Here is a 2,935-nt window from a genome sequence, read left to right on the forward strand (position 1 = left end):
ATCAATCAACGACGGTCTGATCGTCGATTGGATCGCTGTGGAATTCGTGCCACATTCCGTTGAGGATACCGAAGCCGACTGCCAGCCCGACGCCGAGGATCCACGCAAAATACCACATATTCTTAGCTCCTCAGTAGAAATCGGGGTTGGTGCGGACCTGCTCGCCGGTCACCCGCCCGAACATGACGCGATAGGCCCAGGCGGTGTAGAGCAGGACGAGCGGAAGGAAGATGACCGTCACCAACAACATGATGAACAAGGTGCCCTGGCTCGACGAGGCATTCCAGGCTGTCAGGCTCGAACCCGGATCGATCGAGCTGGGCAGGATGAACGGGAACATGGACAGCCCAACGGTTGCGATAATGCCAACGGTCGCCAATGAAGAACCGGTGAACACCATCACATCGCGCCCGGTGCGGATGCCGAACAGTGCGATCAGCGGCCCAAGCAGGCCCAGTACGGGCGCAATCAGCATCCACGGATAGGCGCCATAGTTGTCGAGCCATGCACCTGCGGCCTGAATGGCGCCGGTCAGGTGCGGGTTGGAAGGGCCGTTCGGATCGGCGACCGTCGCCAGTCGGTACCCCATATCTCCCCAAGTGACGAAAGCGCCACCAACGAGGAACAGTACGATCGAAGCGAGGGCGGCGATCTGTCCCCAATTGCGCGCCCGGTCTCGCACCGGACCTTCGGCCTTCAGGCTCAGCCAGCCAGCACCGTGCAGTACCAACATCGCCACCGACAACAGTCCGGCAACGAGAGTAAAGGGTGTGAACAGGCCGAGCAGCGTGCCCTCGTAGAACGAGCGCAGATCGCTATCGAGCCGGAAGGGTGCGCCGACCAGTACGTTGCCCACGGCGACACCGAACACCAATGCTGGCACCAGCCCGCCGACGAACAGCGCCCAATCCCAGCGCTTGCGCCACTTGGGATCAGGTCGTTTTGAGCGATATTTGAACCCGACCGGTCGCAGTATCAGAGCGGCCAGCACCAGGAACATCGCCAGGTAGAAGCCGGAAAAGCTGACCGCATATACGAACGGCCAGGCAGCAAAAATCGCCCCGCCGCCAAGGATGAACCACACTTGGTTGCCTTCCCAGGTCGCGCCGATGGTGTTGATGACCATGCGGCGCTCTTCATCGTCGCGTGCGATCCATGGCAGAAGGGCAGCGACGCCAAGGTCGAAGCCATCGGTTAGCGCAAAGCCGATCAGGAGAACGCCGAGCAGCGCCCACCAGATGACCCTGAGCGTTTCATAGTCGAAAGGTATGATCATTGGTCCTGTCCTTGGCTTTGGCTTATTCGGCCGGGACGGCGAAGCGGTCGCCCGGGGTTGGGCCCTGGGGCTCTGGGTCGAGCGCGGCGTGAGGCGGCATGTAGCGTTCCGGGCCGTGACGGATCGCCGCCAGCATCAGCCTCACTTCGATTACCGCCATGATGCCGTAGATCAGCGTGAACCCGATAATGGTCGTCCACAATTGCGGCACCGTCAGGCTGGACGCGCCGAGGAAGGTGGGCAGGACTCCATCGACCGCCCACGGCTGCCTGCCGATTTCCGCAACCAGCCAACCGATTTCTGCCGCGATCCAGGGCAAGGGAATGACCCAAACCGCGAGGCGCAGAAACCACCGCCTGTCGAACCGCCGGGTGGTCGAGAAATAGAACGCCCCTGCAAAGAAGGCGATGAAGGCGAAGCCGAGCCCGGCCATCCCGCGGAACAGCCAGAACAGCGCGGGGACGTTTGGTACGGTCGACCACGCGGCCCTGTCGATGGTCGTCGCATCGGCAGTGCGCGGATCGGCGACATAGCGTTTCAGCAGCAGGGCATAGCCCAGATCGTCCTTTGTCCGCTCGAAGGCCGCCCTTGCAGCTACGTCATTGCGATTGACCTTGAGCTTTTCGACCGCGTCATAGGCCGTCAGCCCATTTTCGATCCTCAGCTTGGCTTTTGCCACCAGCGGGAAGATCCCTTCGACCTGGCCCGTCAGGCTACGCGTACCGATGAGGCCGAGAACATAGGGTACTTTGACTTGATAAAGCGTATCGCGCCCGCTGTTGGAGGGTAGGCCGAACACCGCGATACCCGCAGGAGCCGGCTCGGTGTGCCATTCGGCCTCGATCGCGGCGAGCTTCATCTTCTGGTTGTCGGTCAGCGCATAACCGCTCTCGTCGCCGAGCACGACGACCGATAGCGACGCGGCGAGACCGAAGGCCGCTGCGACAGTGAAGCTACGCTTGGCAACCTCGAGATGACGCCCCCTGAGCAGATAAAAGGCCGATACGCCCAGCACGAAGACGCTGGCCGTGACATAGCCGGCGCTTACCGTGTGGACAAATTTCGCCTGGGCGACCGGATTGAATATGACGTCATAGAAATTCGTCACTTCCATCCGCATGGTCGCGGGATCGAAGGTCGAACCGGCGGGATGCTGCATCCAGCCATTGGCAATCAGGATCCACAAGGCCGAAAGGTTCGAGCCTAGGGCGACCATGAAGGTCGTGAACAAATGCTGGCGTTTCGTCAGCCGATCCCAACCGAAGAACATGATTCCGACAAATGTCGCTTCGAGGAAGAATGCCATCAGCCCTTCGATCGCCAAGGGGGCACCAAAGATATCGCCGACGTAATGCGAGTAATAGGACCAGTTGGTCCCGAACTCGAACTCCATCGTCAGTCCGGTCGCGACGCCGAGTACGAAATTGATGCCGAACAGCTTCGACCAGAACCGCGTGATGTCGCGCCAGATTGGCCTGTCGGTCATCACATATACGCTTTCCATGATGACCAGCATGAACGAAAGGCCGAGTGTCAGCGGCACAAACAGGAAGTGATAGAGCGCAGTCAATGCGAACTGGAGCCGAGAGAGCTCAACAACAGCGAAATCGATCATGGCAAGAAGTCTTTCGAAACCGTTTGCGCGTGCGTCGCGCTTGA

Annotated in this window: 3 protein-coding genes; all 3 read right to left on the reverse strand. The window is 60.3% G+C overall.

Annotated elements, in window-relative coordinates; translation table 11 throughout:
• Position 1 precedes the first annotated feature (1 nt).
• From cydX to GRI58_RS15365, 3 genes are read right to left on the reverse strand one after another with little or no spacing between them, the layout of a single operon-like run.
• Complete coding sequence (gene cydX, locus GRI58_RS15355; protein ID WP_160754497.1) at positions 2 to 118, reverse strand: cytochrome bd-I oxidase subunit CydX; 117 nt, start codon at positions 116 to 118, stop codon at positions 2 to 4.
• Positions 119 to 130: 12 nt separating this feature from the next.
• Entirely contained in the window at positions 131 to 1,276 is a 1,146-nt protein-coding gene (gene cydB / locus GRI58_RS15360; protein ID WP_160754498.1) for a cytochrome d ubiquinol oxidase subunit II, read from the reverse strand.
• Between the two features lie 22 nt (positions 1,277 to 1,298).
• On the reverse strand, positions 1,299 to 2,888 hold the full coding sequence (locus GRI58_RS15365) for a cytochrome ubiquinol oxidase subunit I (protein WP_337190997.1): 1,590 nt from the start codon (positions 2,886 to 2,888) through the stop codon (positions 1,299 to 1,301).
• Positions 2,889 to 2,935 lie beyond the last annotated feature (47 nt).

The organism is Qipengyuania algicida (assembly GCF_009828025.1).
GTDB lineage: Bacteria > Pseudomonadota > Alphaproteobacteria > Sphingomonadales > Sphingomonadaceae > Qipengyuania > Qipengyuania algicida.